Raw genomic sequence first — 23,837 nt, forward strand, 5'->3', positions numbered from 1 at the left:
AGGATGACGAATCTAATAATATCGTAAGGTTTTGGGCAAACGCTCAAAACCTTATTTTTTGTCCTTACTTTTGGTTTTAGTTTAATAGTTCATCTGTCAATGGTTCATTACTGTAATGCGCCAAATACCAATGAACTACTGACCATTGAACCAATGAACACCCAAAAACATAGCAAACACGAAATCATTCCCTGCGAAAGATGCGGAACGGCTATTGAATGCAAGGCAAATTCATACACTAAATGTCAGTGTAGCGTGGTACAATTGAGCATTAACGAAGTTCAATACATTTCTGAGTTATACGATGGTTGTTTATGCGCTAAATGCCTTTTCGAGTTACAACAACAATACAGGGAAGAGATAGGAGTGTAATTAACTTGCAAAATCTTAAAAGCATCTCTATACTAAATTCAATCTGCTTCAATTTTTTTGAAAAGCAATGTTCTGCACTTTTGGGCTATATCAGCCCCGCTTTTCTTCCTGCCAATTAGAAAAAAATTGGCATCCATTCAATCGGGTTTATATTACTTAAGTAAGTGAATAAACACCAACAAAAACAAACCGTCTATTTTATTAGTCACATCTTAAGGTCCGAAATAGGACAGCTTAAAGTAAGAAAAATTTAAATTTTGCCAGGTTTTCGTTCGAACAAATCACTCCATATCTAAACCCTTAATTTTGACTCTTTTTCTTTTGTCTATTCGGTCATTCTCAGAAATGTCAAGTTCAGTTGGTATTTTATAAATGCGTTGTCTCAAATCAGATCTGAGCCCTTAAAATGGAAAGAAATATATATTCTTACCTTGAGTGTTTTTTGTAAATGGCGCATTCCTTTTGATAACAATATGCTAGCTGATAAATGGTTTATCAGCAGAAAAAATAGAAAATACATATTATTATGGAAGCGCTCATTTCTAATTACTGGTGGGTTTTAGTGGCACTGTTGTGCATGGTTTTATACAAATATATTTTACGCTTCTTATTTGGGATGGTCATTGTTCCCGAAGATAGAATCGGGTTAATTACCAAAAAATTCGTGCTCTTTGGTTCAGACAGAGAACTGCCCGACGGGCGTATCATTGCCGTAAAAGGCGAAGCGGGTTTCCAAGGTAAAACATTAGCGCCTGGATTATATTTTGGAATGTGGTTTTGGCAGTATAGCGTAACCATGGAACAATTTACCATCATTCCAGAAGGTAAAATTGGTTTAATCATGGCCAAAGATGGTTCGGAAATTCCCACCGGAAATATCCTCGGACAACGAGTAGAATCTGATAATTTTCAGGATGCTGTAAAGTTCCTGGAAAACGGAGGTCAGAGAGGCCGGCAGACCTCCTACATTACTTCAGGTTCGTATCGTATAAACACCATGCTTTTTCAAGTTTCCGTTACCGATATGATTCGTATTCAGGAAAGTATGGTGGGTATTGTAACAACCCTTGATGGTTTGCCGATTGAAGCCAACCAGATTGCTGGTAAATTGGTAGAAGGACATAACAATTTCCAGAACTTTGATAATTTTATCAAAGCTGGAGGAAATAGGGGATTACAGCCACAAGTAATTTTAGCAGGTTCTTACAACCTTAATCCTTGGGCTATTCAGTTGGAGGAAATTCCGATGACTGAAATCGCGATTGGCTATGTAGGCGTGGTGATCTCCTTTATTGGTACCGATGGAAACGATTTAACCGGTGCCGATTTTAAACATGGTAACATTGTTGGGAAAGGCTCGAAAGGGGTTTGGCTAGAACCACTTGGCCCCGGTAAATATCCAATTAACAAGTACATTATGAAAGTGGAATTAGTGCCTACAACAAACCTGGTTTTAAACTGGGCATCTGCAAGAAGTGAAGCACATAATTTGGATAAAAATTTATCTACCATTACAGTACGTTCCAAAGACGGTTTTCCTTTCAATTTGGATGTAGCTCAAATTATTCATGTTCCAACAACTGAAGCACCAAAAGTAATTGCCCGTTTTGGTAACATGGTAAACTTGGTTTCGCAGGTTTTGGAACCAACTATTGGTAACTATTTCCGTAACTCGGCACAGGGAAGCGATGTGATCGCTTTCTTAAGTACGCGTAAAGAACGTCAAGAATCTGCAAAAGAACATATCCGAAAAGTGCTTGATGAATATAATGTAAACGCAGTTGATACCTTGATTGGCGACATTGTTCCACCAGAATCGTTGATGAAAACCTTAACCGATCGTAAAATTGCAGAAGAGCAAAAAGTAACTTATGAAACCCAGAAACAAGCACAGGAAACACGTCAGGGAATGGAAAAAGAAACTGCTATTGCTGATATGCAAAAGGACATTGTTAAGGCACAACAAAGTGTGGAGATTGCCGAGCGTACCGCAAGTGCAACGGTAAAAAAATCGGAAGGTGATGCAGCCGGTGTGAAATTAGCTGTTGGTGCCGAAGCAGAAGCAACCAAAATGAGGGCACATGCAGAAGCCGAAGCAACAAAAGCAAGGGCACAAGCAGATTCTGAAGCGATTAAGTTAAGGGCTTCGGCAGAAGCTGAACAAATTTCTTTAACAGGTGGAGCCGAAGCTGGGAAAATTTTAGCTATCGGTAAATCTACGGCCGAAGCCTATGAATTAGCTGTTAAGGCTTTGGGTGGCGAAAACTTTACGCGTTATAAAATTACCGAAGAATTATCTAAAGGTAATGTTAAGCTAATTCCTGATGTGTTGATTGGTGGAAATGGGGGTAATAATGGCGGCACAGCAATGGATGGTTTATTAGGCTTGAAGTTAATGGAGCTAATGGACCCGCAACAACGAAAAGAGGTGATAGCGGTTGCCGAAATTGTAGAAACAAAACCAATACCTAAAAGGGATAACATTCATCCTTAATTTGATTTTAAATGTAAATGGCCTCGATGAAAATCGAGGCCTTTTTTAGTATCCGTTGGCTGAAGCCGAACGGCAATGAAATGCGATGTGTCTATTAGATTGGCTGTTCATTGCAGGCTGCTTTAGCTGCCTGAATAATGTAGAGTTTTTGAAGGCTTCAGCCAAATTTATACGCTTTGCAATCAAGAATAGTGGCAGAAGATTCGCCACCTAAACGGGATAGGAGTGATATCCTTTTTGTTGCACTTCGACAAGGTTAAAATGTAGCAATCACAAAAAGATTTAACGGATAGCCCGACTAACAATAATTTAAGTACTGCCATTGCTTTTCAAAAAACAATTACATAATTATGCCCTTCTACTTTTAAACAAAATAGTAACTTTGCAACCTAATTTAGAGTGAAAGAATTTTGTACCAAAGGCATCCCTTTGGGAAATGGTTGAATGCTTTACAAATTCATTCATTCTATCATTCTTTCATCCAATAATTTTAAGAAATGAAGAAAGTAAAAGTTGGCTTGGTACAAATGACTTGTACTAAAGATAAGCAGGAAAATTTAGATAAAGCAATTGTAAAAGTAAGAGAGGCAGCCGCGAAAGGTGCGCAAATCGTATGCTTGCAAGAGCTTTTTACTTCTTTATATTTCTGCGATGTAGAAGATTACGATAACTTCGATTTAGCTGAGAAAATTCCTGGGCCATCGACTGCTGCTTTACAGGAGGTAGCTAAGGAGCTTGGCGTTGTGGTAATCGCTTCTTTATTTGAGAAACGTGCTGAAGGCTTGTACCACAATACAACCGCTGTTTTGGATGCTGATGGTTCCTATTTAGGGAAATACCGTAAAATGCATATCCCTGATGATCCAGCTTACTATGAAAAATTCTATTTTACTCCGGGTGATTTAGGGTACAAGGTTTTCGAAACCAAGTTTGCCAAAATTGGTATCTTGATTTGTTGGGATCAGTGGTATCCGGAAGCATCACGGATTACCGCTTTGATGGGCGCTGATATTATGTTTTATCCAACTGCAATTGGTTGGGATACAACACAGGATGAAGAAACCAATAAAGACCAATATAATGCATGGCAAACCATTCAACGTTCGCATTCAGTAGCCAACGGCGTTCCGGTTGTAAGTGTAAATCGTGTGGGTTTTGAGCAGGAAGGAAGAATGAAATTCTGGGGAGGAAGTTTTGCAACCAACGCACAAGGTAAACTGCTTTATCTGGCTTCACACGATCAGGAAGAAACCGAAGTGGTAGAGCTGGATTTAGATCAAAGTGATTTCATGCGTAAGCACTGGCCGTTTTTGAGAGATAGAAGGATTGACTCTTACCAGCCGATTACGAAAAGATATATTGATAACGATTAAATCGAAAGGTTAAAGTAGAGAGTTTAAGCTATATTCCTAGGTGTCATCCTGAGCCTGTCGAAGAACTTAAAATTTCGCCAAGCTCAATGTGACACCTCTAAAATTATAAGACAAAATAAAATGTCAAATTTCCCACCCAAAGAACATTTAAATATCAATCAATTCGATTATTCTCCGAAAAAACAGGGCTATGTTTTCCCTGCTGAATGGGCGAAACATGAAGCCACTTGGTTAAGTTGGCCGCATAAAGAGGCGAGTTGGCCAGGAAAAATCGAAACGATTTACAAGCCATACTGTGAATTCATTAAAGCTGTTGCAGAAGGCGAAATAGTTCGTATAAATGTTAAGGACGAGGAAATGAAGGTTTTTGCTATCGCTGAATTAACAAAAGTTGGTGCTGATTTATCGCAGATTGAATTCTATTTCAATGAAACGAACGATGCCTGGTGCCGTGACCATGGCCCAGCGTTTGTGGTTAAGGGAAACGAAAAAGCGGTAGTAGATTGGGGTTACAATGCCTGGGGCGGAAAATATCCTCCTTTTGATTTGGATGATGTAGTGCCAACAAAAATTGCTCAACATTTTGATTTGCCTTTATTTATTCCTGATATCGTAATGGAAGGTGGTTCTGTAGAATTCAATGGTGCAGGAACCATTTTAACCACAACGGCTTGTTTGCTCAACGAAAATCGCAATCCGCATTTAACTAAAGAGCAGATAGAAAAATACCTGCTTGAGTATTATGGACAGGAGCAGGTTTTGTGGTTAGGTGATGGAATTGTAGGCGACGATACTGACGGTCATATTGATGATATCACACGTTTCGTGAATGAAGATACTGTTCTAACCGTTGTGGAAAGCAACCCGCTGGATGAAAACTATCTCCTGTTGCAGGAAAACCTGGAAGCTTTAAAGGCAATGAAACTGAAAGATGGTCGCTCGCTGAACATTGTGGAGCTGCCAATGCCATCGCCAGTAATTTTTGAAGATACTCGATTGCCTGCTTCTTATGCTAATTTTTATATTGCAAATGCAGCTGTAATTGTTCCCGTTTTCGATGATGTGAATGACCAAAAAGCATTGGATATTATTCAAGGTTGTTTCCCGGATAGAAGGGTAATTGGCATCAATTCAGTCGATATTATTTGGGGCTTAGGCAGTTTTCATTGCTTGAGCCAGCAGGAGCCAGCGGTTTAGGTCGTTAGTCTTAAGTCGAAAGTCATTAGTCAATTTCGTTTTAAGTATTAACTTTACAACAGTTTAAATTTTTATACATTATATAAAAGTCCCCTTTAGGGGATTTAGGGGTTATGAAATTACTAGAAGGAAAAACAGCATTAATTACAGGGGCATCTAAAGGTATTGGTCGTAAAATAGCTGAAAAATTTGCTGAGCAAGGCGCTAACGTTGCTTTTACATATTTATCATCAGTAGAAAAAGGCGAGGCTTTGGAGCAAGAATTGCAAAGCTTTGGCACAAAAGTTAAAGGTTACCGTTCTGACGCCTCAAAATTTGATCAGGCGGAACAATTAATCAATGATATTGTAGCCGAATTTGGAGCAATCGACATTGTTGTGAATAACGCCGGTATTACTAAAGATGGTTTGTTGATGCGCATGAGCGAAGAGAACTGGGATGATGTTATCAATATCAACTTAAAATCGATCTTCAATGTAACTAAAGCTGCTTCTAAAGTAATGATGAAAGCCCGTAAAGGTGTTTTTATCAATATGAGTTCTGTAGTTGGTATTACAGGCAACGCAGGTCAAGCGAACTATGCCGCATCAAAAGCCGGAATTATCGGTTTTACAAAATCAGTTGCTAAAGAATTAGGCTCAAGAAATATTCGTGCTAACGTCGTTGCTCCAGGTTTTATCCGTACAGAGATGACTGAGGTTTTAGACCCTGCGGTTGTTGCTGGCTGGGAAAAAGATATTCCATTAAAACGTGCTGGTGAAACGGAAGATATTGCAAATGTTTGTGTGTTCTTGGCATCGGATATGAGCGCTTACGTAACCGGGCAAACGCTTTCTGTTTGCGGCGGGATGCTGTAAAAGAAAGTCAAAAGGTTTAAATGTTTAAGGTGGGGGGGTTACTTCCACCTTTTACAGTTTATATGATGGCTATGAGAAAAAAAAATTTAATTAGTCTCGCTAGTCGGGATTATCGCTAGTCGGGATTTGCAATCCCGTCTTTTTAATCATTCAAAAATATGGATAACGAATCCATAATTCAATCGATCGAGATTACAAATCTCGACCAGCAAGCGTTTCTATGATGGCTATGAGAAAAAGAATTTTAACACGTATCGCTAGTCGGGATTTGCAATCCCTCTTTCTAATCATCTAAAAATATGGATTCCAAATCCACAATTCAATCGATCGAGCTTGTAAATTTCGACTAGCAAGCTTTTACATGATGGCTATGAGAAAAAGAATTTTAATTAGTGTTGGTGTTACGATACTCATATTTTTACTATCGTTTAGTTTTAATAGTGCATCTGATGGTAATAACTCGATGGGTTTCCCTTTCTCTTTTTATGAATATTCGGGAGGTAAAAGATATCCTGAACCAGAAACCAGACACAATTTTATTGTTTTAGCTTTTATAACTGATGTGTTAATAGTAGCTGGAACTACATTTGTCATAACCTATTTAATTCAACGAAGAAAAAAAGTTAAAGGAGGTTTCTAATTTTAAAACCTGGTTGTGAAAAGCGCAACACATTTTTTACTAAAAATTTCCCGTTCATTACTCACTAGTCGGAATTTGCAATCCCGTCTTTTTAATCGTCGAAGCATATGGATTACAAATCCATAAATCAATCGATCGAGATTATAAATCTCGACCAGCAATCAAGGTTTACTTTCTACCTTTTTTGTTCTAAGTAATTTTTATTTAGCTTAGTTCTATCAATTAAACTACATGAAACGCTTAATCTCAATATTGCTAATGTTATTTTTCTGTTCAATTGTTTTTGGCCAGCAAAATCAAAACGAGAGTCAAATAAAAATAACTATCATAGATTTCTTAAGGTGGTATAAAGAAAGTGAATCAAAATTGATGACATCTCCAATAGTCAATGGTTATAATGAAGATACTATTAAAAAAGACAGTGTATTAAGAGTTGATATGAAAAGTGTTGATGAGTATTTGTCTAATTTTAAGAAGTCTAATTATGTGTCTGATTCGTTCTTAGGTAATTTAAGAGCCTTATATAAAAGTATTTCAGATACATTAATAAAACACCCTATTGTCGATTATTTTGGGCCGGTTCCTGGATTGGAATGTGATTTGCTTTTTGGCTTTGAGCCGGAAGAAATTCTAGACCACATTGAAGAAGGCCACCTGTCAGAAATCTATTTGATTTACAATAAGGCACTGGTCAAATTCGATATTTCAAAATTTAATCAGCTGATTTTTTCTTTAACAAAGATTGATAATAAACGTTGGGTAATCGATAGTTTGGATTATGATGGGACTAATGCTGATAAAGCAATTAGTAAGAAATGACATACTTCCCCTTAACTTCCGTGATATTTACGGTAGTTTTATTTTTCTCAAAGGCCAAATAGCCTGGCTGTAAGGTTTTCCAAAAGCTAAGCTGTGCAGGAAATTGAGCTGAATACTTTTGCATATTGGCATTTGTCATTTTAAAGGGATAAATATTAACCGGAATTTTATCCTGTCCGTTATTTCTTGCCTCCACACCTAAAACATAAACTTCTTTAATTTTTTCATCCGTAAGGGGAATACAACCCACGGTTACGCAATTGCCATGGATGTAAATGTCGCCGCCAGTTTTTCTGTTTTTGCCTGTTCTGGCTAAGTCAACTGCATTTGGATAATTAACCCCGAGCGATAGATGAAAATTACTCATCGGATTAAAAACATTGATATAATAAAATCCTTCGGGTGTTTGCCCGTCGCCTTCTATAACTTTCGGACCAAGAGTACCAGAATGCGCACAGAAATCGTAAGTTCTGAATAAAGAATAGCTTTTGGCTGATTTAGATTTTAACCAGACTTCTAATTTTCCCTCGGCTTTATAGGCGTTAATGAGCATGGAAAAATCATTGCCAAAATCAGCAGCTTTCACGAATTTTTCTAAAGTTCCCCATTTCTCGTTGTAAGCTTTTTCTACTCGTTCGAATTTAATTTGGGTTGCTTTGAAATTGTTTTGGGCACTGGCCATTATACTGATGGATAAAAGAAACGTTAAAAAGATTAATTTCATGAAATTTGGTTTGGCTAAAGCTAAATATTTATATGTAAAGCATGGCACGGAAACACAGATTTACACGGAATGAAAACCATTTTTCCGTGCTTTCAGTGTTTCCGTTGCAAAATTTGCAAACATTAAAATCTCCATGGAAAAAGCTTCAATACCTTTCTTTGCGGTTAAATACAAAATTAGCATCTTTATAAAATATGAACAGTTTTTTTGCCGGTACTTCTATTTTGTATTTCATAGGTTGCCTCGCTTTGGGAATTTTATATGCCTGGCTGCTATATCGGAGCAATAAAAATCTTGATAAGAAACTGAAATATGGGTTAACTGCCATCAGAATTATTGCTGTTGCCGCTATTGCCTGGCTACTATTTGCGCCTTTAATCAAAACACTTAATTACCATTTAGATAAGCCTGTCATCATTATCGGCCAAGATAATTCACTGTCGGTCGGCCAGGCTAAAGCAGCTGGTTTCGACCAAAAATTATACGAACAAAACCTAAAGGCCCTCTACGATAGACTTTCAGACAAGTATGAGGTAAAAGCCTACAACTTTGGCGATTCTGTTGGCGACGGTTTCAATTTTAAGAACCAGGGGAAGCTAACCGATGCAAGTGCTTTTTTTCAAAAAATAAGAGATGAATATACCAACAGAAACGTTGGAGCAATCGTTCTGGCAACGGACGGGATCTTTAACCACGGCGGGAATCCTTTATACAGTATCAATCAGATCAATTCACCAGTATATACCATTGCTTTGGGCGATAGTGTTCCAAAGCGGGATATTTTAATTTCGAATGTAAACTATAACAATATCGTTTATTTAGACGATGATTTTACGATAGAAGTTCAGGTGCAGGCGTTCCAAAGCGACCGAGAAAATACGGCTTTAACGGTGAGTCAGAACGGTGCTAAAGTTGAGCAACAAAATATTGCAATTATTGGAAATTCATTTGTTAAAACGGTTTCTGTTAAATTACATGCTGGTAAAATTGGTGTGCAAAAGTATACCGTTCAGGTTGGTGCACTGTCTAATGAAATTACGACAAAAAATAATTCACAAACGTTCTATGTAGAAGTAATTGATGGCAGACAAAAGGTATTATTAGCTGCTGCAGCTCCGCATCCGGATCTGGGGGTTTTAAAAGAAGCGATTTCTCTCAACAAACATTACGAAGCTAAACTCGCATTGGCGGATGATTTGAATGCGATAGATCCATCGAAATTTGATTTGATTGTGTTGTACCAGTTGCCGGATGCGCAGAATATTTCTGCGTCATTTTTGCAAAAGGTGACGGCTTTAAAGAAGCCAATATGGTATATTTTAGGTGCACAAAGCAATGTGAATGCTTTCAACCAAATTCAGAATCAAGTTAATTTAAGTGCTGCTAACGGCTCTGTTCAAGAGGTTTATCCAGATTTTGCAAATGGATTTACCAGCTTCAATTTATCAGAGGAAGACAAAAAGCAGTTTTCGGGTCTCGATCCATTATTGATGCCTTTCGGTAGATTGACAGTAAATGCAAGTGCCAGCCCAGTTTTTAATCAGCGGATAGGCAAAGTGAGTACGCAACAACCCTTACTGTTTTTCACTAATGAAAATGGTTTAAAAGCCGGTTATTTAATGGGTGAGGGCCTGTGGCGATGGAAGTTATCAGCCGCTGAAAATGAGATTGAACAATCAAGTATAAATAACTTAATTTCTCAAACCGTTCAATATCTTTCGGTAAAGGATGATAAGAGAAGATTTAAAGTTTTTTCATCTAAATCTGCTTACGATGAAAATGAACCGGTTCAATTCAATGGAACGCTTTACAATGAAAGTTATCAGCCCGTAAACGAGCCTGAAGTGAACTTGCAAATAAAAAATGATGCCGGGAAACTTTTTAATTACGTTTTCTCGAAAACAGACAAAGGCTATCTACTCGATGCCGGAGAAATGCCTGCAGGGAATTATTCTTATGTAGCCAATACTTCTTTAGGTGGTCAAAAATTTACCGCTGCAGGAAGTTTTTATGTGAATGCGCTCATAGCAGAATATCAGCAAACAACCGCTAATCACCAATTGCTCAATACCATTTCTAAACAAAGCAATGGCAGGCTTTTTATGCCAGCAGATTTATTAAAAATAGCCGATGAAATCCTGAAAAACGAGAATATTAAAACTATCAGCTACGAAGACCGTAAGTATGACGAACTCATCAATCTTAAATGGTTATTTGGGTTGATCCTGATTTTGCTAAGCGTTGAGTGGTTTTTAAGGAAAAGAAATGGGGAACTATAAGGTTTGAATTAAGCGATTAAAGTTTTGGGTGCCTATTAACCGAAAAGAACACAAAGTAAAGGGCGCAGAGGGCACAAAGCTGGGTATCTAATTCATTCTTGTGCTGCTCTTGGTTTTGCCTAAAATTTAGGGGGGCTTGTTTTACATCAAAACTGACAACTACAAACTAAACTAGTGCCACTCCTCCTTATAAACAAATTTGGGCATGTGCCATTTATATTTTATCGAAAGTAGTCTGAGCGTTAAACCTATCACAGCAGCAAGGATGGTGGCTAGAATTTCACTTCCATGGAAATGTTCCACGCCGATATAAACTGCTCCAGTAACGATTGCCGCACTGGCATAAATTTCTTTCCTGAAAAGAAACGGAACTTCATTACAAAGCACATCTCTTAGCACACCGCCGGCACAGCCAGTGATCATTCCACTGAATAAAACGATTAGATAGGGCAAATGCATTTGCTGTGCAACCTGGCAACCGATAATTGTAAACACAACCAAGCCCATTGCATCGAGGTATAGAAATAGTTTTTTAAGTTTCGTCATTACAGAAGCGATGAATGCAGCGAGCAAAGCAGCGGCAGCGGTAATAACCAGGTATTCAGGATGTTCAACCCAACTCATCGGATAATGACCGAACAATACATTTCTAACTGTTCCACCGCCTAAGGCTGTAACCCAGGCAATAATACAAACACCAACCCAATCCATATCTCTTCTGCCAGCAGATAGCGCAGCGGTCATGGCTTCGGCAGTAATAGCGATGATGTATAAAATGTGGAGCATATCGGGAGAAATTTTAATTGCAATACCCCGTAGAAATTTTCTCGGAGATTATTGAAGAAAGGCGTCTGAATTAGTATTGAAGGCAATTATCTTAATCTGGTTCTTTTCCATTACCAACCTAAAAGATTCTTTGGCTTCGAATTTATCATATTTATTATCATATAACAAAGCATAATTTGACGAGGGATTGCTGCTCTCAATTCTTTTAGTTTCCCACTTAGCGAGTATTTTAGTATTAAGCTTGCCAAGTTTTTCTTTCTTCTTAATTAAGAGATTATGAAGTTTTTCTTTTGACGTAACTTTCCAAAATTCTGAGCTAAAGAGTGTATCCACAGCGTCATATTTGCCTTCGGCAACCCGATCGTAAAACTGATCTACAACCTTAACAGCCTCCTGTTTATCTTCCTCCCGATTCAAATAGGTTCGGCTAAAGTTACAACTGGCAGATAAAAAAATAAGGACAAGAGCGGAGGCAAGTAATTTAGAAGTGCGCATTGGTTGTTGTATAGGTTAATCCTTCTTTTCCTCATGAATAATAACAAAAACATCTTCGTTATCTTTTTTCATGAAATACTTTTCGCGAGCGAATTTTTCAGCGGTATTTAGATTGGTACTCAGTTCGTTTAGATCTTTTTTAACCTGAGCGGTTTCTTTTTCGAAATACTCCTTTTCTTCTTGTAATTTATTCGCCTGGCTCCGGTATTCGTATTGCGACATCATGTCATTTTTATCAAAAAACAGCATCCAAACCGCAAAAGCAGCCGTTGCAAGGAAATATTTATTACGGAAAAGGTCTATTAAACGTTTCATAATTCTCTCGAAAAAATCGTGATTGCGAGGTACGAAGCAATCTTAAAGCGATAGGTTTTTTAGCTTCGCTTTGGTAGTAAGATTGCTTCGTGCCTCGCAATAACGTAAATGTATAAAAAAACATCCGAAGATTTTAAATCTCCGGATGTTCTATAAATAAGTTTTTCAACTTGTTAACACCCCAAACCCCTAAAGGGGCTTTACGGCATTTCCTTAAGTCCCCTTTAGGGGATTTAGGGGTTTATTTCTTAGCGTATTTAAATTTAGAACCGATGAAACGAGCGTTTTCGCCTAACTCTTCTTCAATACGTAATAATTGATTGTATTTTGCAATCCTGTCTGAACGAGATGCAGAACCTGTTTTAATCTGTCCGCAGTTCAATGCAACAGCTAAATCAGCAATGGTAACATCTTCAGTTTCTCCAGAACGGTGACTCATTACTGAAGTATAACCGTTGTTTTGAGCCAAAGTTACTGCATTGATGGTTTCAGTTAGAGAACCAATTTGGTTAACTTTTACCAAGATTGAGTTTGCAGTGTCTTCATCGATACCACGTTGTAAACGCGTAACGTTTGTAACAAATAAATCATCACCAACCAATTGTACATGGTCGCCAATTTTATCTGTTAAGCTTTTCCAACCTGTCCAGTCATTTTCATCCATACCATCTTCAATAGAGATAATTGGATATTTTGCTGAAAGATCGGCTAAATATTGTGCTTGCTCTTCGCTTGAACGAATTACGCCGGTAGCGCCTTCAAATTTAGTGTAATCGTATTTACCATCTTTGTAAAACTCAGATGATGCACAATCTAATGCCAAACAAATTTGAGAACCTGGTTTGTAACCAGCCGTTTCAATCGCTTTTAAAACTGTTTCGATTGCATCTTCAGTACCATCAAAAGTAGGAGCGAAGCCACCTTCATCACCTACAGCAGTTGATAGACCTCTATCGTGAAGAATTTTCTTCAAGCTATGGAAAACTTCAGTTCCCCAACGTAAAGCTTCCGAGAAAGATGGTGCACCAACTGGCATAATCATAAACTCCTGGAATGCGATCGGGGCATCAGAGTGAGAACCACCATTAATGATATTCATCATCGGAATCGGTAAAGTATTTGCGTTAACGCCACCAATGTAGCGGTATAAAGGCTGACCAATTTCATCGGCAGCAGCTTTAGCAACAGCTAAAGAAACGCCTAAAATTGCATTAGCACCTAAATTACCTTTGTTTTCAGTACCATCAAGCTCCAACATTAATTTATCGATAGCGTTTTGCTCGAAAACATCAATACCTCGTAAAGCAGTGGCGATTTTAGTATTTACATTTTCAACAGCTTTTAAAACACCTTTTCCTAAATAGGTCGATTTATCTCCATCACGTAATTCAACAGCTTCATATTGCCCGGTAGATGCACCGCTTGGTACAGCTGCACGGCCAAAAGCGCCTGCTTCTGTAACTACTTCAACTTCTACTGTTGGATTGCCTCTCGAATCCAGGATTTGTCTGGCATGGACATTAACTATTATGCTCATTTCTATTTGATTTTTTGTTGATTTTTTAACCTGCTTAGTGTACAAAGTACAATTACTAAGCTTAAATCAAAGTTAGTATATTTTTTAAATAAATAAAGTGTTTCAGGCGTTAATGTTACGATCGTTGATCTGGCTAATTTGTCGCCATTTTTGATGAAAATTATTTAAATAAAAAACCCCAAAGCTTTTGGCTTTAGGGTTAGATTATGATTGTCGTTTTAACTAAAATTTATATGAAAGTGTGGTTAAGAACTGACGTGGTGCAATTGGGTTAACACTATAATTCTCATGAACGAAATAATTCAACTCGTTTGTGATGTTTGATATTTTAGCCAAAAGTGAGAATTTTTTCCAGCTGTATCCTGCTGAGAAATCTAAAGTAGTAAATGCGCTCAATGGAATAATACCCGATGATGAATTATTTTTTGTTGTGTTTCTTCCTCCATTTCTATCACCTGTATAAAATGCGGACGCACCGAGCTTTAAGCCTTTAAGATCTCCATTTTGAAAGGTATAAAACAATGTGGCGTTAGCTGTATTTTTTGTGGTACCTACTACACGTTCTCCCTCAACAATACCAGTTGCAATGGTAGAGGTATAACGCGTATAGTTGTAGCTATAACCTGCTAGAAAATTCAGTCCTGACACTATTGTTCCTGATAAATCCAGTTCTACACCATCGCTAGCTGTCGCTCCTGAAAACTCTCGTTTTGTTGGATCTGCAAGTGCAGTTTGAGCGAACTTATCATTCTTAATTCTGTATACTGTTAAATTTGCTGAGAGTTTTCCTCCGAGGAAATCGTTTTTAACGCCAGCTTCATACTGATCAATTATAGATGGACCCATCGGGCCATTTGTCTCTATATCAATTCCGGTATTAGATGTAAAGTTATTGGAGTAGCTAACATACACAGATGTGCTTTTTAACGGTTCGTAAATAATCCCGAATTTAGGAGAGAATGCTTTATCAATTTTATCTACTGCTGTACCTTTATTTACCCCTCCGCTGGCAATAGTCGTGATATCAGTAGTAGGCGTTTTTTGAAATGACCAACGGATACCTGCCAAAACTTTAAATTGCTCTGTAAGGCTTACCAAATCCTGAACAAAACCACCCATTCTAAATACAGATGCCTCTGTATTCGTTAATAAAGTAGTTGCAGGCATATTGTAGTTGCTTGGTTTGTCAAACGATAAAGGATCTAGTAAATTTACAGTGTCGTAATAGGTAGGGTTATTACCTGCAGGTAGTATTGCTGTTGGCGAAAAGCCTCCTGATTTAGTACTAGCCTGATCTGCATCGGCCCCAACAAGTAAGATATGTTTAATACTCCCTGTTTCAAAAGCGCCTGTCAAATTGATCTGTTGATTAAAGGTGAATTCTTCAATATCCGATCGAGTTAAGGCACGGTTCCAAATCCCTGTAGCGCTCGCTGCAGGACGTTCAGCGGAAAAGTAATCGCGATTGTAAGATTGTAATGAAGCACTGACATTCAATTTCCAGTCTGCATTAAATTTATGATTGATAGCCGCTTGTGCTGTTGCTGTGTTGGTTTTGTTATAAGCCCATGCGGTATTTATAAAAACATTTCTGCCTAAGGGCGATAATTTGTTGCCGATAGTCCCTATACCAAAATCGGGAGTAAAATTACTTTTTAGATAATCTCCTTGTACTATTACTTCAGTTTTATCATTTATTTTGTATAACAACGAAGGGTTAACATAAAATCTTTTCGACGATACATTATCCCTATAACTTCCAGCAGATTCGTAGGTACCGATAACTCTGAAGGCAATTTTATCAGAAATAGGTCCATACAGATCTACAATTGGCTTGTACAAATCATAACTACCTACACGCATAGAAACCTCACCTCCATATTCGAATTTAGGTTTTTTAGTCACCATGTTTACCACAGCACCACCACTCACGCCACCATACAATAAGGCAGCACTACCTTTTAAAACTTCAACTGATTCTAGTGTGCTGGCTTCAGGACTTCCACCAATGGTAGTTCTGGCACCGTTTTTAAAAACATTGTTCGAACCTAAACTATAACCTCTGGCATAAAAATTTTCTCCAACAGAGCCACGGTTGGCACCCAACGCCACTCCGTTAATATTCTTCATTACATCGCCCAAACTATTTACTTGTTGATCGGCAATAACTTGTGTGCCGATAATTTGAACTGCCTGCGGCAGATCTCTTGGCGCAATTGCAATTTTACCTAGGTTTACTGGTTTTGTATTAGGTGTTCTATATCCGTTAATGGCCACTTCTTTCAATTGCGAAGACGATTCTGCAATAGAAAAAGATACTGTTGCTGTTTCGCCAGCTGTAACTGAAACTTGCTTTTCTTGAGCTGATACGCCAACAGCAGATACTTTTAAAGTATAATTTCCAGGAGCTACATTTTTGATAGTGAAGTTTCCGCTTTCATCGCTTTGCGCTGTTTTCGATGTGTTTTTTAGACCAACACTTACGAAAGCCGCTGGATTTCCATCACTCGTTTTTACGGATCCAGATACCGATCCGTTTTTTGATTGGGCTAATACTGTTCCCCGTGTCAAGAAAACCAGTATTATCAAAGTAAAAAATAGGGTAAATTTTTTATACATCTTATTTAGATTAATTCTTAGTTGGCGCAAAAGAAAGAAATTAAAATGAGATTAGAAAATTATTTTTAATTATTCTAAATAAGAATTGGCTGAGATGCCAAAGGCGAAATATTTGAGTATTTTTGAGAAATAAAAAGGGTTTGTCCAGTTAAGAACAAACCCTTTGCAAAGATTTTTATGAATTTATTTTCTGTAAAGCGGACATCTTTTAAGCAAATATTCTAAGGGTGCGCCATAAGATCCGTCGGTGTTGCTAAAAAGCGCTTGATGGTTTGCATTATAAATACTAGCGTTATTATCCATATAAATTTGAAGGCTTACACGTACATCAAATCGCTGTGCGGCGTTGCTACTTGATGAGCCATAAGTCGAAACTTTCTTAATTTTATCATCATCATCTCTTTTCACACTTGTATTATCACTTGTCGATGTATAACTTGTTTGATAAGCTTTGTTCTGGGCTACTGTACCATCAATAATATATTCTACCCCTAAAACATCAGCCAAATTTTTCATGGTAAATCCAATCATTTTATCTTTGGTAATGCCAGCCTGCACAAGTTTCGCGTTTGTAGTCCGTGGATCAAGAATGGTGTAACCAGCAGCATGTTGGCTTAATAACGCATAAGTATCTTGTTGCGCTTTCATACCAATGGCATCAGCTCCGGGCTGGTTATCCATCAGAAATGTGAAGGGTAAAATGGCTATTTTGTTATGGTGATCTGCAGGGCTCGCAACCATGGTAATTTGGTCGTTCTGTCTGATTTGAGAGGATTGCACTTGCTGTGAAATAACTTCGGTGCGGCCACTGGAATGAAGAATTTGAGCGATATCTGATTTTTTTATGATGTATTCTGCGGTTTCTCCAGTGTAAACAAACGATACATCACTATCAGTTACACGAATAAGTCTTCCTTTAAGCTCATCACCGTTAATTTTTTTAATAATATCTTCCTTCTGTGATCCGGTTTGAGCGAGACTACAAAAAGCCATCATGGCACAAAGTAGCGTTAAATAAATTTTCTTCATAAGTCTGATTTTTTAATAAAATTAGTAAAAATAAAGGTAGGGCGCCTTAGAACGATGTGTTTTTTATTGATATTTAGATTTTTGGGGTTAATTATTTTGTTGATTTGGATAGCTTTTAATTTTTAGCTAATATTGATAGCGCCCTACATCATTTTATACATCAGATAGTTTGACACTGAGTTTAATAATAGAGGTTTAGTACAAAAATTGATATACAATTTAAATATTTTGAGAATTTATTTGAATGATTTGCTTAGCATATGAATAAACTGAAATTATACGGCATCCCCGATTCTCCTGAAATTTATCCGATACGAGATTTTTTAAAGCGAAGTGTGGTAGATTTCGATTGGTTTGATATTACCCATGATGATTTGGGGTGGGGGCAAGGCATTACCTCTTATAATAACCCACATAAATTGCCAGTAATTGAATTCCCTGATGGGAAGGTAATTGTCGATCCTACGCTGGAGCAAATTGCCTGTAATTTGGGCTGGATTACCCAACCGAAATATGCAGAGTATGATCTGTCAATTTATGGCGCTGGTCCTGCAGGCTTAAGTGCTGCAGTTTATGCGGCATCCGAAGGTTTAAAAACTATTTTAATCGAGCGTGAAGCTATTGGAGGTCAGGCGGGTACCAGTTCTTTGATTGAGAATTATCTCGGTTTTCCAGAAGGTATTTCGGGGGCAAACCTTGCCGAAAGGGCAAGGCAACAGGCATTGAAATTTGGCGTTGAAATTTTGCTGTTAAAGGAGGGTATTAAAGGGACTTTTTACGATAATAAAATTCATGTCGATTTTGCTTCTGGAGAAAAATTAGTGGCTAAAACCAATATTTGTGCAACGGGAGTAGAGTATGCAAGGTTAAACCTTCCCGATGAAAATCGTTTTTTCCATAAGGGGGTTTACTACGGGGCCGGTGCAAGTGAAGCCTTCTTTTGTCAGGATAAAGACCTTTATATTATCGGTGGTGGAAATTCTGCCGGACAAGCTGCAACCTATTTCTCTGGTTTCGCTAGGCGTGTTTTTATGGTGATAAGAAAAGGAAATCTTGCCGAAACCTTGTCAGATTATTTGATTCAGCGTATTGCCAGCATCAGTAATATTCATGTGTTGTACCATTCGCAAGTTACAGCGCTTGAAGGAGATGATTATCTGCAGCGCATTAAAATTGTAAACAGTGAACAAGGAACCGAAAACTGGCATGATACCTCCAAGCTTTTCATTTGTATAGGTGGCAAACCCAATACAGAATGGGCTGCTGAAACTGCGATTTGTAGAGATAAAAATGGTTATTTATACACTGGTAATGATGTTGTCAGCTTAGATCAATATAAAAATTGCTGGAATCAGGATCGATTACCTTATCATTTAGAAACCAGCGTACCAGGATCTTTTGCAGCGGGCGATGTCAGGGTAAATTCGGTCAAGAGAGTAGCATCGGCAGTAGGCGAAGGCGCTATGGCTGTTACTCAAGTTCATCAATACTTATCAAAACTTTAACTATGGAAAACAATGGAATTTGCCAACACATCAAGGCTATAAAAACGCTTAAAGTGGCTAAAGAATACGCTTGCGAAGAGTGCATCAAGATAGGAAGTGACTGGGTACATTTACGTACCTGCCAAACCTGTGGGGTTACTTTGTGCTGCGATTCTTCACCCATGCAACACATGTCGCACCACTGCAAAAAAGTAAGCCATCCTGTCGTAATTTCTTCAGAACCTGGAGAAAGGTGGCTATATTGTTATGTCGACGATGAAATGGATGGCTATTAAGCTCAGTACTTCATTGGTTTAATCTGTTTCGTCGCCTATTAAACCAATGAAATGTTTCTTTACATTTTATCGTTTCTCTAAAAACTAAATATCTCATCGCTCTACTTTCCTCTAGTGGAGCGTAAATATTAGCGTATTTCAGTATCTCTACTTTTTTTTGTGTGTTTTGCATTTCAAACTGCAATAAATAACATCATCCCAATTTAGCTTCCATTTTTTTCGCCAGGAAAATGGGCGTTCGCAAGTAGGGCAAATCTTTTCCGGGAAGTTCTCTTTTTTCAACTTAAGGTGTTTATTTCAGAACGTTGAACATCATTTTTTGTTTTTTCTTTATTAAAACTGCCGAGGAGAAACCCTTACCTGGCTCTGCGAAGGTTAAGTCATTCATCTTATTCTCAAGGGTTCTCAATCGTCAATTATTTTAATCATTTATCCAGTTTAGAAGGGCTTACGGAAACTACGGGTTACTTCCTCGGGAAATACTTGTTTTAGTAACGCTTACCGAAATGATAAAACTTTTGCAATTAAAAAAGGCTTTTTCATTAGTAACCCCTTAACAAAGAAACGATGAAAAACTACATTTTTTTATTAGGCACGCTAGCCATTTTAGCAGTGTCTTGTAACTCCGATTCAAAATCAAATAATGCAGATTCAGCAAGTGCTGATACTTCTATGAGTTCGATGGATGCAACTTCGCCAATGCAGGATACTACCACAACTGATAGTACCATGCAGGATACGACCAGCACAACTACCCCAATGCCGTAGTTTGCACTGCAAATTGATTTAAAAATTCAAGAAAAGGGACAGAGATGGTATTCTCTGGTTTATCCCCTTTGAAAACCTGATTTAAAAAGTTCCACGTCAGTTTCGTGGAGCTTTTTTGTTAACAAGAAAAAATAATGAAGAATATTTTTACTGAGCGACTAAGAATTTTCACCTGGCATATTCACGGTAGCTATTTGCTCTATCTTTCTCAAGGTGATTATGATATATACATTCCGATTAATAGCGATAGATCGACAGGTTATGTAGGCAGGGGAACTACTTATCCTTTTGGTGATAACGTGATTGAGGTTGATGCAACAGAGGTTAAAAACCTTGATTTTGATATCATTCTTTTTCAAACGGATGAAAATTATCTTAAAGATCAGTATGAAATATTATCCGAATCTCAGCAAACGTTACCCAAAATATATATTGAGCATGATCCTCCATGGGATCATCCTACAAATGCAAAACATCCTGTGACGCAGGACGACGTTTTGATTGTACACGTTACTCATTTTAATGCTTTAATGTGGGATTGCCGCGGCTTAAAAACACGGGTAATATCACATGGCGTATTACCACAACAACCCATTTACACAGGTAATATAGCAAAGGGAATTGTAGTGATTAACAATTTACCCACCCGTGGACGAATGCTTGGCCTGGATATATTTGAACAGGTAAGGGAGCGAATTCCTATTGATTTAGTAGGTATGGGCGCCGAAGATTACGGAATTGGAGAAGTGCTGCATCCACAACTGCCTGATTTTATAGCACAATACCGGTTTTTCTTTAACCCCATTAGGTATACCAGTTTAGGCCTGGCGGTATGCGAAGCGATGATGATTGGTTTGCCAATTGTGGGTTTGGCAACTACAGAAATGGCTGTGCAAATTAAAAATGGCTATTCTGGGTTTGTTTCAACCGATGTTTCGCAGATGATCGATTTTATGCAAATGCTGCTCGAACAGCCTGTAAAAGCAAAAGAGCTGGGTTTAAACGCCCATCAACATGCCAGAGAACATTTTGATATTAAACGTTTTGTAAACGATTGGCAATCAACTTTCCAGGATGTTGTACGGAATGTAAACACTTATCAAATTACCTAACATGAAATCATCCTGATTTTTCAAACCACAAAGTGGGATGACTAAATCTGATAGCGGCCTCCGATAGGCATGGCTTCATCACCATTAAAACTAATTATATACTGATGGAAAACAAAATTGCATTTATAAGCGAGCATGCCTCACCGCTGGCACTATTAGGCGGTACAGATAATGGTGGTCAAAATGTATACGTAGCAGAACTGGCGATACAATTGGCTAAAAAGGGTTATGAAGTTGATATTTTTACCAGAAGAGATAATCCTGGTGATCAGGAAATACACGAATTTGCACCGGGTGTTAGGGTTATTTTGGTTGCCGCCGGACCCGCTAAGGCAATAGCAAAGGAAGAACTTTTACCTTATATGCTTGATTTTCGCCGCGAAATGGAAAGATTTATAAGTGTAAATAAACTTAACTATGAACTGATCCACGCCAATTTCTTTATGTCGGGTTTGGTGGCTATGGAATTAAAGGAACGTTTGGATGTGCCTTTCGTCATTACCTTCCATGCTTTAGGTCATATCAGGTCTCTTCATCAAGGAACAATGGATAAATTTCCTGCAGAACGGATCGACCTTGAACGGTTAATTGTTAAAAATGCAGATAAAATTATTGCCGAGTGCCCGCAAGATCAATCTGATTTAATCAACTATTACCAGGCCGCCCCCGAAAAGATATTAACGATTCCTTGTGGTTTCAATCCTGAGCATTTTTTTCCAGTTTCAAAATCCGAATGCCGTTCGTTACTCAATTTAAAAGATGATGAACATATTGTGTTGCAATTGGGAAGGATGGTTAGGCGTAAAGGAATTGATCATGTAATAGAGGCTTTTGCCAAAATCGACCATCAAAAGCCTAGCCGCTTAATTATAGTAGGCGGAGAGCAAGCCGATATTGAAAATGATGAAGAAAGGAACAGGCTTTTGCAGTTGGCAATTGATTTGGGCATTTCAGATAAAGTGATTTTCGCCGGTAGAAAAAATCGGGATGAGCTAAAATACTATTACAGCGCAGCTGATGTTTTTCTCACCGTTCCCTGGTATGAACCATTTGGAATTACCCCGCTGGAATCGATGGCTTGTGGCACACCGGTAATCGGATCGAGAGTTGGAGGCATTAAACACACCGTAGTTGATGGCGTTACGGGTTATCTGGTAAATCCAAAAGATCCAGAAGCTTTAGCCAATACACTTAATGGACTTTTGTTCAATCAAGAGCTGATAGATGAGATGAGTAGAAACGCTATTCAGCATGTAAATCAGTATTTTACCTGGCAGCAGGTAGCCGATATGATGGCTGATTGTTACGAAAGTATCAGCACAAGGAAAATAGATATCCAGGAAACTGAACTAGGCATGATAGGCGCTGCTTTTGAGGAGGCTGCGGCAACCTTTCAAAAAACAGCAAAAACACTTTCATCAGAAATATCTTTAGCAGGATCAACAATAGCCAAAGCTTTAAAAGCTGGCAACAAAGTTCTGGTTTGCGGTAATGGTGGCAGTGCAGCCGAAAGTCAGCATTTTGTTGCTGAGTTGGTTGGGCGTTTTGAAGTGCCGCACCGCAAAGGTTTACCAGCCATTTCGCTCAATTCTGATACTGCAATAATTACTGCATGGGCAAACGATTTTGGCTATGACGATGTATTTGCAAGGCAGGTACAGGCATTTGGATGCGAGGGAGATATTCTGCTTTGTATGAGCACAAGTGGTAATTCGGACAACATTATAAAAGCCATGCAAATGGCCAGAAAAAAAGGAATGTTTTGCATTAATATGCTGGGCAAAAATGGTGGAAAATCAATTCATTTCGGGCACTTAAATCTTGTTGTTCCTTCAGATAGTACCCAAAGAATTCAAGAATTGCACCTTCATTTGGTTCATTTGCTGTGTACCATTATCGAAAATCGTTTGTTCAATGCACTTTATACCAATAAAACGGTGGCAAAAGAGCGGGCATTACCTGTAAATAGTCAGGATATAAGTACTGCAGGAACTTATTTAGTTAACGGCAGCAGACTTGGAAGTTATGGAAGCTAGCGCCGCAATTTTTTTGGATAAAGACGGAACACTGATCCCTGATATTCCCTATAATGTTGTGCCCGATAGGATTACTTTGAACGAACATGTTGCTGAAAGTTTATATGAATTACAAAAGAAATTTAAACTCATCGTCGTTTCAAATCAAGCTGGCGTGGCTAAAGGCTTATTTGAAATGGAAGACTTACAAGGCGTCCAAAACAAAATGATCAGCCTGTTACAGGAATATCAGGTTAAAATTGATGGTTTCTACTTTTGTCCACATTACCCAAGCGGTAAAATTGAACGTTATGCCAAAGTTTGTAATTGCCGAAAACCAAAACCCGGAATGCTGGTGGAAGCGGCAAGAACGCATAACATAGATTTATCACAAAGCTGGATGATTGGTGATATTTTGAATGATGTGCAGGCTGGGAAATCAGTGGGCTGCAAAGCGATTTTGATTGATAACGGAAACGAAACTGAATGGGATTTACAAAGTAGCGAACATCGTGTTCCAGATTATATTGCTGCTGATTTCGGTGCAGCAACAGCGTTCATCAATCGCTTCGAAAATGGTTTTCATCCACATAGTGATATAGAATTGAATAAAAATTTATTTTAAG

Annotated in this window: 22 protein-coding genes; 14 read left to right on the top strand and 8 right to left on the bottom strand. The window is 38.1% G+C overall.

Annotated features, from left to right (window positions below):
• Positions 1 to 153 precede the first annotated feature (153 nt).
• From ACZZZC_RS06550 to ACZZZC_RS06580, 7 genes are all read left to right on the top strand, one after another.
• Complete coding sequence (locus ACZZZC_RS06550; protein WP_463486305.1) at positions 154 to 372, top strand: cysteine-rich CWC family protein; 219 nt, start codon at positions 154 to 156, stop codon at positions 370 to 372.
• A gap of 526 nt (positions 373 to 898) precedes the next feature.
• Entirely contained in the window at positions 899 to 2,866 is a 1,968-nt protein-coding gene (locus tag ACZZZC_RS06555) for an SPFH domain-containing protein (RefSeq protein WP_463485344.1), read from the top strand.
• A gap of 497 nt (positions 2,867 to 3,363) precedes the next feature.
• Entirely contained in the window at positions 3,364 to 4,239 is an 876-nt protein-coding gene (locus ACZZZC_RS06560) for a carbon-nitrogen hydrolase (protein WP_463485345.1), read from the top strand.
• A 120-nt stretch (positions 4,240 to 4,359) separates the two neighbouring features.
• Complete coding sequence (locus tag ACZZZC_RS06565; RefSeq protein ID WP_463485346.1) at positions 4,360 to 5,436, top strand: agmatine deiminase family protein; 1,077 nt, start codon at positions 4,360 to 4,362, stop codon at positions 5,434 to 5,436.
• A 113-nt stretch (positions 5,437 to 5,549) separates the two neighbouring features.
• Positions 5,550 to 6,293: a 3-oxoacyl-[acyl-carrier-protein] reductase gene (fabG, locus tag ACZZZC_RS06570; protein WP_265800122.1), complete on the top strand. Its 744-nt coding sequence runs from the start codon at positions 5,550 to 5,552 to the stop codon at positions 6,291 to 6,293.
• A gap of 370 nt (positions 6,294 to 6,663) precedes the next feature.
• On the top strand, positions 6,664 to 6,933 hold the full coding sequence (locus ACZZZC_RS06575) for a hypothetical protein (RefSeq protein WP_463486797.1): 270 nt from the start codon (positions 6,664 to 6,666) through the stop codon (positions 6,931 to 6,933).
• Positions 6,934 to 7,164: 231 nt separating this feature from the next.
• A complete protein-coding gene (locus ACZZZC_RS06580) occupies positions 7,165 to 7,752 on the top strand; it encodes a hypothetical protein (RefSeq protein WP_463486798.1) in 588 nt (195 codons plus the stop codon).
• Here ACZZZC_RS06580 and ACZZZC_RS06585 read toward each other — a convergent pair.
• Positions 7,739 to 8,476 carry a L,D-transpeptidase family protein gene (locus ACZZZC_RS06585; RefSeq protein ID WP_463486799.1) on the bottom strand — a complete coding sequence of 246 codons (738 nt, stop codon included), beginning with the start codon at positions 8,474 to 8,476 and terminating at the stop codon, positions 7,739 to 7,741. The two genes, ACZZZC_RS06580 and ACZZZC_RS06585, sit on opposite strands and share 14 nt — an antisense overlap.
• Before the next feature lie 194 nt (positions 8,477 to 8,670).
• Here ACZZZC_RS06585 and ACZZZC_RS06590 point away from each other — a divergent pair, with 194 nt between their 5' ends.
• On the top strand, positions 8,671 to 10,755 hold the full coding sequence (locus tag ACZZZC_RS06590) for a hypothetical protein (RefSeq protein ID WP_463486800.1): 2,085 nt from the start codon (positions 8,671 to 8,673) through the stop codon (positions 10,753 to 10,755).
• 171 nt (positions 10,756 to 10,926) lie between these two features.
• Here ACZZZC_RS06590 and ACZZZC_RS06595 read toward each other — a convergent pair whose 3' ends face one another.
• From ACZZZC_RS06595 to ACZZZC_RS06620, 6 genes are all read right to left on the bottom strand, one after another.
• On the bottom strand, positions 10,927 to 11,541 hold the full coding sequence (locus ACZZZC_RS06595) for a trimeric intracellular cation channel family protein (protein ID WP_463486801.1): 615 nt from the start codon (positions 11,539 to 11,541) through the stop codon (positions 10,927 to 10,929).
• A 48-nt stretch (positions 11,542 to 11,589) separates the two neighbouring features.
• Positions 11,590 to 12,036 (bottom strand): hypothetical protein, encoded by a 447-nt coding sequence (locus tag ACZZZC_RS06600; RefSeq protein ID WP_463485351.1) that lies wholly within the window; start codon positions 12,034 to 12,036, stop codon positions 11,590 to 11,592.
• Between the two features lie 15 nt (positions 12,037 to 12,051).
• A complete protein-coding gene (locus tag ACZZZC_RS06605; RefSeq protein ID WP_056870073.1) occupies positions 12,052 to 12,351 on the bottom strand; it encodes an FtsB family cell division protein in 300 nt (99 codons plus the stop codon).
• 241 nt (positions 12,352 to 12,592) lie between these two features.
• Positions 12,593 to 13,888, bottom strand: coding sequence for a phosphopyruvate hydratase (eno, locus tag ACZZZC_RS06610; RefSeq protein WP_463485352.1), 1,296 nt, complete (start codon positions 13,886 to 13,888; stop codon positions 12,593 to 12,595).
• Between the two features lie 222 nt (positions 13,889 to 14,110).
• The gene (locus tag ACZZZC_RS06615) at positions 14,111 to 16,507 is read right to left on the bottom strand and encodes a TonB-dependent siderophore receptor (RefSeq protein ID WP_463486802.1); all 2,397 of its coding nucleotides are present in this window, start codon (positions 16,505 to 16,507) and stop codon (positions 14,111 to 14,113) included.
• A 183-nt stretch (positions 16,508 to 16,690) separates the two neighbouring features.
• Complete coding sequence (locus ACZZZC_RS06620) at positions 16,691 to 17,536, bottom strand: hypothetical protein (protein WP_463485354.1); 846 nt, start codon at positions 17,534 to 17,536, stop codon at positions 16,691 to 16,693.
• A 260-nt stretch (positions 17,537 to 17,796) separates the two neighbouring features.
• Here ACZZZC_RS06620 and ACZZZC_RS06625 point away from each other — a divergent pair, with 260 nt between their 5' ends.
• Both ACZZZC_RS06625 and ACZZZC_RS06630 read left to right on the top strand, forming a co-directional pair.
• A complete protein-coding gene (locus ACZZZC_RS06625; protein WP_463485355.1) occupies positions 17,797 to 19,041 on the top strand; it encodes an NAD(P)/FAD-dependent oxidoreductase in 1,245 nt (414 codons plus the stop codon).
• A gap of 2 nt (positions 19,042 to 19,043) precedes the next feature.
• The gene (locus tag ACZZZC_RS06630) at positions 19,044 to 19,316 is read left to right on the top strand and encodes a UBP-type zinc finger domain-containing protein (RefSeq protein ID WP_463485356.1); all 273 of its coding nucleotides are present in this window, start codon (positions 19,044 to 19,046) and stop codon (positions 19,314 to 19,316) included.
• A 147-nt stretch (positions 19,317 to 19,463) separates the two neighbouring features.
• On the opposite strand, the gene ACZZZC_RS06635 is transcribed toward ACZZZC_RS06630, so the two are convergent.
• A complete protein-coding gene (locus ACZZZC_RS06635) occupies positions 19,464 to 19,598 on the bottom strand; it encodes a DUF2256 domain-containing protein (protein WP_463485357.1) in 135 nt (44 codons plus the stop codon).
• 285 nt (positions 19,599 to 19,883) lie between these two features.
• Between ACZZZC_RS06635 and ACZZZC_RS06640 the strand changes: the two genes are divergently transcribed.
• From ACZZZC_RS06640 to ACZZZC_RS06655, 4 genes are all read left to right on the top strand, one after another.
• Positions 19,884 to 20,084, top strand: a complete 201-nt coding sequence (locus ACZZZC_RS06640) for a hypothetical protein (protein WP_463485358.1) — start codon at positions 19,884 to 19,886, stop codon at positions 20,082 to 20,084.
• Between the two features lie 134 nt (positions 20,085 to 20,218).
• Positions 20,219 to 21,196, top strand: coding sequence for a glycosyltransferase family 4 protein (locus ACZZZC_RS06645; protein ID WP_463486803.1), 978 nt, complete (start codon positions 20,219 to 20,221; stop codon positions 21,194 to 21,196).
• 104 nt (positions 21,197 to 21,300) lie between these two features.
• A complete protein-coding gene (locus ACZZZC_RS06650; RefSeq protein WP_463486804.1) occupies positions 21,301 to 23,232 on the top strand; it encodes a glycosyltransferase in 1,932 nt (643 codons plus the stop codon).
• Positions 23,222 to 23,836: a D-glycero-alpha-D-manno-heptose-1,7-bisphosphate 7-phosphatase gene (locus ACZZZC_RS06655; RefSeq protein ID WP_463486805.1), complete on the top strand. Its 615-nt coding sequence runs from the start codon at positions 23,222 to 23,224 to the stop codon at positions 23,834 to 23,836. The genes ACZZZC_RS06650 and ACZZZC_RS06655 overlap by 11 nt, the downstream gene beginning before the upstream one ends.
• The last annotated feature ends 1 nt before the right edge of the window (position 23,837 follow it).

This window comes from Pedobacter sp. AC212, from assembly GCF_979258625.1.

What these genes read in the sequence shown, in the direction of transcription:
- ACZZZC_RS06555 (WP_463485344.1), top strand. Translation starts at nt 899, where the DNA reads ATGGAAGCGCTCATTTCTAATTACTGGTGGGTTTTAGTGGCACTGTTG.
- ACZZZC_RS06655 (WP_463486805.1), top strand. Translation starts at nt 23,222, where the DNA reads ATGGAAGCTAGCGCCGCAATTTTTTTGGATAAAGACGGAACACTGATC.
- ACZZZC_RS06585 (WP_463486799.1), bottom strand. Translation starts at nt 8,476, where the DNA reads ATGAAATTAATCTTTTTAACGTTTCTTTTATCCATCAGTATAATGGCC.
- ACZZZC_RS06600 (WP_463485351.1), bottom strand. Translation starts at nt 12,036, where the DNA reads ATGCGCACTTCTAAATTACTTGCCTCCGCTCTTGTCCTTATTTTTTTA.
- ACZZZC_RS06615 (WP_463486802.1), bottom strand. Translation starts at nt 16,507, where the DNA reads ATGTATAAAAAATTTACCCTATTTTTTACTTTGATAATACTGGTTTTC.
- ACZZZC_RS06550 (WP_463486305.1), top strand. Translation starts at nt 154, where the DNA reads ATGAACACCCAAAAACATAGCAAACACGAAATCATTCCCTGCGAAAGA.
- ACZZZC_RS06650 (WP_463486804.1), top strand. Translation starts at nt 21,301, where the DNA reads ATGGAAAACAAAATTGCATTTATAAGCGAGCATGCCTCACCGCTGGCA.
- ACZZZC_RS06630 (WP_463485356.1), top strand. Translation starts at nt 19,044, where the DNA reads ATGGAAAACAATGGAATTTGCCAACACATCAAGGCTATAAAAACGCTT.
- ACZZZC_RS06590 (WP_463486800.1), top strand. Translation starts at nt 8,671, where the DNA reads ATGAACAGTTTTTTTGCCGGTACTTCTATTTTGTATTTCATAGGTTGC.
- ACZZZC_RS06560 (WP_463485345.1), top strand. Translation starts at nt 3,364, where the DNA reads ATGAAGAAAGTAAAAGTTGGCTTGGTACAAATGACTTGTACTAAAGAT.
- ACZZZC_RS06580 (WP_463486798.1), top strand. Translation starts at nt 7,165, where the DNA reads ATGAAACGCTTAATCTCAATATTGCTAATGTTATTTTTCTGTTCAATT.
- fabG (WP_265800122.1), top strand. Translation starts at nt 5,550, where the DNA reads ATGAAATTACTAGAAGGAAAAACAGCATTAATTACAGGGGCATCTAAA.
- eno (WP_463485352.1), bottom strand. Translation starts at nt 13,888, where the DNA reads ATGAGCATAATAGTTAATGTCCATGCCAGACAAATCCTGGATTCGAGA.
- ACZZZC_RS06565 (WP_463485346.1), top strand. Translation starts at nt 4,360, where the DNA reads ATGTCAAATTTCCCACCCAAAGAACATTTAAATATCAATCAATTCGAT.
- ACZZZC_RS06605 (WP_056870073.1), bottom strand. Translation starts at nt 12,351, where the DNA reads ATGAAACGTTTAATAGACCTTTTCCGTAATAAATATTTCCTTGCAACG.
- ACZZZC_RS06640 (WP_463485358.1), top strand. Translation starts at nt 19,884, where the DNA reads ATGAAAAACTACATTTTTTTATTAGGCACGCTAGCCATTTTAGCAGTG.
- ACZZZC_RS06625 (WP_463485355.1), top strand. Translation starts at nt 17,797, where the DNA reads ATGAATAAACTGAAATTATACGGCATCCCCGATTCTCCTGAAATTTAT.
- ACZZZC_RS06575 (WP_463486797.1), top strand. Translation starts at nt 6,664, where the DNA reads ATGAGAAAAAGAATTTTAATTAGTGTTGGTGTTACGATACTCATATTT.
- ACZZZC_RS06595 (WP_463486801.1), bottom strand. Translation starts at nt 11,541, where the DNA reads ATGCTCCACATTTTATACATCATCGCTATTACTGCCGAAGCCATGACC.
- ACZZZC_RS06620 (WP_463485354.1), bottom strand. Translation starts at nt 17,536, where the DNA reads ATGAAGAAAATTTATTTAACGCTACTTTGTGCCATGATGGCTTTTTGT.
- ACZZZC_RS06645 (WP_463486803.1), top strand. Translation starts at nt 20,219, where the DNA reads ATGAAGAATATTTTTACTGAGCGACTAAGAATTTTCACCTGGCATATT.